Raw genomic sequence first — 6163 nt, 5'->3', positions numbered from 1 at the left:
GGGTAGGCTGGGGTGGTAGCTTCCATGGCTTGTCCTCCTTGTTCTCCAGTAGGACAGCCTATGCCATGGAGGCTCCCTGACTTTTAAAACACCCTCTGAGAAGTACGCCGCGGCCGGCATCTGATCGAGCTAGCGATCACTAGGTCTCCACCGAATTGGCATTCATCATGCCTAGCATCAGCACTTGCAAGGCTTGGTTGATGGCTTGCTGGTCTAGCGCCTCGCAGTCATTGAGCAGCTGCTGGGGAACTCCTGGGGGCAAGTCAGCGTACTCGGCTAGGACAAAATACAGCGTCTGGGCCCCTTCGCGGCCTAGGTAGCAGTGGTAGAGCAGCAGCGAGGCATAGAAGTAGCTGTCAACGAGTTCCTCGCTTTGGCCGTCTGCGCTCTTGCGGACCTTGATATAGGCCTCGGCCGAGGGATGGATGAACTTGCCGGCGTCGAGGTCGCTATCAAAGCTTTCCTCAGCCAGCCCGCCCACGCGCCGGTCGAGTTTGTCGAGGCGCATGGCGGCGCCGGATAGTTCTGCGTTGGGGTCGAGCTCGTAGCGTTTCACGGTTGCGCTCCTTGGGACGTTGCCTCGGATGGGTCACCGTAGCCGCCGCCACCGGGGGTTGCAATGATGATGGCATCGCCAGGGGCCACGGCTACAGTAGCCGTACTGCCCAGAATCGCGCTCGTGCCGTCGCTACGCTCGAGGCGGTTTTGACCGGTGGCGCCAGCTTCGCCACCGTACAATCCAAACGGTGCAATCTGGCGCCGCCCAGAGAGGATCCCAGCTTCCATTGCTTCCAGGAACTGGATGCGGCGAATGGCCCCGTTGCCCCCGCAATGCCGCCCGCGGCCGCCGCTCTGGGGCCGAATGCCAAAGTGCTCCAGCAGCACAGGAAAGCGCCACTCCAGCACTTCGGGATCGGTGAGGCGCGAGTTCGTCATGTGGGTCTGCACGGCATCCGTCCCGTCAAAATCGGGCCCGGCGCCCGAACCGCCGCCAATGGTTTCGTAGTACTGGTAGCGCGCGCTGCCAAAGGTGAGGTTGTTCATGGTGCCTTGGGCGGCTGCCATGACCCCCAGTGCCCCGTAGAGCGCATCGACCACGGTCTGCGAAGTCTCGACATTGCCGGCAACTACGGCTGCCGGCGGATCGGGATTGAGCAGCGAACCGGCGGGAATGGCGATCTCGAGCGGCTTGAGGCAGCCTTCGTTGAGCGGAATGTCGTCTTCGACCAGGGTGCGGAAGACGTACAGCACCGCTGCCTGGCAAACGGCGGCCGGCGCATTGAAGTTGCTGGCCTGCTGCGCCGATGTGCCGGCGAAGTCAATGCGGGCGCTACGGCTGTGGCGATCGATGTCGATAGCAACTTCAATGCAAGCGCCACCATCCAGCTCGCAACGGAAGCGGCCCGGTCGGAGCGCCTCGATCGCGCGCCGCACTGAGGCCTCGGCATTGGCTTGCACGTGGCCCATGTAGGCCTGCACGGTAGCCAGCCCAAATTGCTCGACCAGCCGTTGCAGCTCGCGGATGCCGCGCTCGTTGGCAGCCAACTGCGCTTGCAAGTCAGCCAGGTTTTGCTGGGGGTTGCGGGCCGGATGCGCGCCAGCTGCCAGCAGCTCCCGAAACTCGCGCTCGCGCAAGCGCCCCTGCGCCAGCAGCCGAACGTTATCCAGCAGGATGCCTTCTTGCTCGACATGGGTGCTGTTGGGCGGCATGGAACCGGGGGTCATGCCGCCAATGTCGGCGTGGTGGCCGCGCGAGGCCAGATAGAACGCCGGCTGGTTCTGATTGAGGAAAACGGGCGTGACGACCGTGACATCGGGCAAGTGGGTTCCCCCGTTGTAGGGGTTGTTAAGCGCGTAGGCATCGCCCGGCTGGAGGCGATCGCCGCAGGCAGCGATCAGGCTGCGCACGCTGGCGCTCATCGAGCCCAAATGCACCGGAATGTGGGGGGCATTGGCCACCAGCTGCCCGTTGCCATCGAACAGGGCGCAGGAGAAATCCAGGCGCTCTTTAATGTTGACCGAGTAGCTGGTGTTGCGCAGCGTTGCGCCCATGCGCTCGGCGACCGAGCGGAAGGCGTTGTTGAAGATCTCCAGCGCCACCGGATCGGGGACTGTGCCAGGCTGAGCCTGTGCCAGCTGGGGTTGGCCGGCGCGCTCGCGCTGCCGCTTGAGCAGCAGGTGCGCCTGGGGGGTAACCTCAGCCACCCAGCCGGGTTCGATGACATTGGTGCCGGTGGCCTCGATCGCCAGCGCGGGGCCAACCAGGCGATCGCCGGGTTGCAAGCGATCGCGCGCGTAGAGCGGCGCCTGGTGCCATGCTCCGGCGGTATAAACCGGCACCGTTTTGAGTGGTTGCGGCGGCCCCTGGCGCTGCGGTGCCGCCGCTGCCTCCTCCGGTGTCTCGGTCGGGCAGACCAGCTCGATGGCGATGGCTTCGACCACCAGCGCTTTCTCGGGGGCGGCAAAGCCGTAGCGCTGCCGGTGTGCGGTCTCGAATTGCTGCCGCATGGCAGCGGCGCCATTGAAGGCCACGCTCAGCGGCGAGTTGGTCCCCTCGTAGCGCACGCGTACCTGGCGCCGGACGGTCGCAGCCGCCGAGTCGGCCGCTGCCTGGGCATCCAGCTCGGCGCGGCCGTCGGCGATTAGCGCCTCCAGCCGCTCCTCGAGCTGGGCAATAAGGCCTTCGTGCAGCGGCGCTTCGACCGCCTCTTCGCGCAGCACCCGGATGTCAGCCAGCCCAATGCCGTAGGCCGACAGGACGCCCGCATAGGGATGGATCAGCACGCGCTCGATGCCCAACGCATCCGCAATCGCGCAGGCATGCTGCCCGCCGGCCCCGCCAAAGCAGCACAGGGCGTATTGGGAAGCGTCGTAGCCGCGCGCCAGCGAAATTTGCTCGATTGCGCTGGCCATGGTCTCGACGGCAATGGCCAAAAACCCCGATGCGATCGCTTCAGGAGGGCGCCCGTCCCCAATTTGTTCGCGCAGTCGTGCAAAGCGCTCGCGCACGGCACCCGCATCGAGCGGGGCATCGCCGTTGGGGCCAAAGGCGTGCGGGAAAAACTCGGGGCGCAGCTTGCCCGCCATGACGTTGCAGTCCGTCACGGTGAGCGGACCGCCCTTGCCGTAGGCCGCCGGTCCCGGATCGGCCCCGGCCGATTGCGGCCCCACGCGGTAGCGCAGCCCGTCGAAGCGCGCGATGGACCCCCCGCCCGCGGCGACGGTGTGGATGGCCATCATGGGCGCTTGCAGCCGGACGCCGGCGATCTCGGTCTCATAGTCGCGCTCGTACTCGCCGGCGTAATGGGCGACATCGGTGGAGGTGCCGCCCATATCGAAGCTGATGATGCGATCGAAGCCGGCAATGGCACTGGTTTTAACCGCCCCAACGATGCCGCCGGCGGGGCCGGAGAGAATGCTGTCTTTGCCGCGAAAGGCGCGCGCGTCGGTGAGCCCCCCGTGGGACTGCATGAACAGGATGCGGATGGCCGCTGCCTCGCCCTCGCCGGCTGCTTCGCCGGCGCGATAGCCGGCCAGTTGGCTCGCCACGCGGTGGACGTAGCGCTGCAGCAGCGGCGACAGGTAGGCATCGACGACCGTGGTATCGGCGCGGCTGACCAGCTTCATCAGCGGGTTGACCGCGTGCGAGGCCGAGACGTGCTCGAAGCCCACTTGCCGGGCGATCTCGGCTACCGCCTGCTCGTGCTTCGGGTAGCGGTAGCCGTGAACCAGCGCGATCGCGCAGCTGCGAATGCCCGCATCGCGAGCGGCTTGCAGCGCCTGGCGCACGCTGTCGCGATCGAGCGGTACGCGCACGTTGCCAGCGGCATCCAAACGCTCGTCCACCTCGATGGTGCGCGCCTGCAGTTGCTCGGGCCGAGTGATGCGGCGGGCAAAAATATCGGGCCGGTGCTGGTAGCCGATGCGCAGTGCATCCCGGAACCCACGCGTAATGGCCAGCACCGTGCGCTCGCCGGTCCGCTCGAGCAGCGCGTTGGTGGCGATCGTGGTCCCCATTTTGATGGTGTCGATGTCCCGGGCGGACAGCGGCCGCTCGGGCGGGACGTCCATGAGCTGCCGAATGCCGCGCACTGGGGCGTCCTGAACGGCTCCGGCATCGTCCGAGAGCACTTTGCGGATGGCAAACTGCCCGTCCGGCCGCTTGGCGACAACGTCGGTAAACGTCCCGCCGCGATCGATCCAAAACTGCCACTTTGCCGCCATAGGGAGGCTGATGCCTGCTCGGCCGTTTTGTATTTTGGCACCCGCGCGCGCAGCGGCGATCGCCCTTGCAGCCCGTGTTAGCGTCTGGCTGCTACATCCATGCTTCCGGCAACAGGGACACCATGGCTGCACAGCAGTGGACCAACCGGCTATCGCTGGCATTTGCTGCCGGCAGCTTGGGCGGTCTGGCCAACAGCCTTATCGTTTGGGGCGCGGGTAAGGCGGGCCTGACGGCTGCCTTGGGGGTCAGTATTGTCCCCCAGTTCACCCCTGATTGGCTCTATCCCCGTCTGGTGTGGGGCGGCTTGTGGGGATTTTTGTTCCTGCTGCCTTGGCCGGGTCGCAATTTTCTGCCTTGGTTTCGGCGCAATCGCGCCCTGTTCCGCGGCCTGACCTACAGCCTGCTCCCCAGTGCCGTTCAGTTGTTTTACGTTTTCCCCATCCGAGCCGATCGCGGCATGCTGGGGGTGAGCTTGGGGGCACTGACGCCGCTGTTGGTCTTAGCATTTAATGCCGTTTGGGGCGTTGTGGCGGTTTGGTGGTGGCAAAAGGGCCAGAGTGCGGTCAGAAAGCGCTGGTTGAGGTGATGCCCCAGCCCGCGGATGGGCCTGAAGCCATCCCGCAGCGCGAGCGAGGCATGAAGCTACTTTGCCTCAGTAACGGTCACGGGGAAGACGCGATCGCGGCTCGAGTCCTGACGCAATTGCAGGCGCAAGCAGCGGCACCGGCGATCGCGGCGCTACCCATCGTTGGCGAAGGGGAAGCCTACCGCCGCGCGGGCATCTCCCGCATCGGCCCCATCCAACCCATGCCCTCGGGCGGATTTATCTATATGGACCAGCGGCAACTGTGGCGCGACTTGCGCGGTGGCCTGATCGGGCTGGCGCTGCGCCAGTACCGAGCCGTTCGCCGCTGGGCGCAGGGCGCGAGCGCTCGCGATCCCCGGGCCGTTTTGGCAGTGGGGGATGTGGTGCCGTTGCTGCTGGCCTGGTCGAGCGGGTTGCCCTACGCCTTTATCGGAACGGCAAAATCGGAGTACTACCTGCGGGACGAGGCCCAGTGGTTGCCGCAAACCTCGCGCCTGGAGCGATGCGTGGGGTCAGTGTACTGGCCGTGGGAGCGCTGGTTGATGCGCCACCGGCGCTGCCGGGGCACGTTCCCGCGCGATGCGCTGACGGCCGAGCGCCTGCAGCAGTACGGCGTTCCGGCATTCGATCTGGGTAACCCCATGATGGACGGCCTCGGCGCCGAGCGCGCGCCCGCAGCCCAACGGCGGGCGGCCCTCTGCGTGCTGCTGCTACCGGGCTCGCGAGCGCCAGAAGCCTATCGCAATTGGCAGTCGCTACTGCAGGCAGCAGCAGCCGTTGAAACAACGCTCGCGGACTGGCCGGTGCAGTTTCTGGCCGCGATCGCGCCTGGGTTGGCTGACGGGCCGCTGCACGACTGCCTGCGCGAGCAGGGCTGGCAGGCCCAATCGCAGCCAGCTGTCCCGGCCCCTATTGATGACCCCGAAGACCAACTGTTTGCCAGTCAGCACGCCACGCTGGTGCTATCGCGCAACGCCTACAGCCAATGTTTGCACGCTGCCGATTTGGCTTTGGCCACCGCCGGCACGGCAACCGAGCAGTTTGTCGGCTTGGGCAAGCCCGCGATCACCATTCCGGGCCAAGGGCCGCAGTTTACACCGGCGTTTGCCGAGGCGCAATCGCGCTTGCTGGGCCCCTCACTGCAAGTGGCAGCCGGCGCTCGCGAGGCTGCCGAGCGCGTCCGCTCGTTGCTGCAAGACCCGGACCGGCTGCACCTCATCGCCCAAAACGGACGGCGGCGCATGGGCGAGCCGGGCGCTGCCGCACGCATTGCCGGTTGCCTGCAACAACGGCTGCTGGCTTCTTGGCGTCCCACTAAAAAGCGGAGCGCCTAGCCACTCCGGCAGGCGCCC

Annotated in this window: 4 protein-coding genes; 2 read left to right on the top strand and 2 right to left on the bottom strand. The window is 66.2% G+C overall.

Annotated elements, in window-relative coordinates:
• Positions 1-139: 139 nt before the first annotated feature.
• Both BRC58_05925 and BRC58_05920 read right to left on the bottom strand, forming a co-directional pair.
• Complete coding sequence (locus tag BRC58_05925) at positions 140-556, bottom strand: hypothetical protein (protein ID PSP17609.1); 417 nt, start codon at positions 554-556, stop codon at positions 140-142.
• On the bottom strand, positions 553-4224 hold the full coding sequence (locus tag BRC58_05920) for a 5-oxoprolinase (GenBank protein PSP17608.1): 3672 nt from the start codon (positions 4222-4224) through the stop codon (positions 553-555). Before BRC58_05920 ends, BRC58_05925 begins: the two co-directional genes overlap by 4 nt.
• 122 nt (positions 4225-4346) lie before the next feature.
• Between BRC58_05920 and BRC58_05915 the strand changes: the two genes are divergently transcribed.
• Together BRC58_05915 and BRC58_05910 are read left to right on the top strand one after the other, a co-directional pair.
• Positions 4347-4811 (top strand): hypothetical protein, encoded by a 465-nt coding sequence (locus BRC58_05915; protein ID PSP17607.1) that lies wholly within the window; start codon positions 4347-4349, stop codon positions 4809-4811.
• 50 nt (positions 4812-4861) lie between these two features.
• On the top strand, positions 4862-6145 hold the full coding sequence (locus BRC58_05910; protein ID PSP17614.1) for a hypothetical protein: 1284 nt from the start codon (positions 4862-4864) through the stop codon (positions 6143-6145).
• The last annotated feature ends 18 nt before the right edge of the window (positions 6146-6163 follow it).

It is taken from the genome of Cyanobacteria bacterium QS_8_64_29 (assembly GCA_003022125.1).
Taxonomy (GTDB): Bacteria; Cyanobacteriota; Cyanobacteriia; order Cyanobacteriales; family Rubidibacteraceae; genus QS-8-64-29.
Note: the sequence above shows the minus strand (reverse complement) of the source record. Positions and strands in the feature narration are given on the sequence as shown.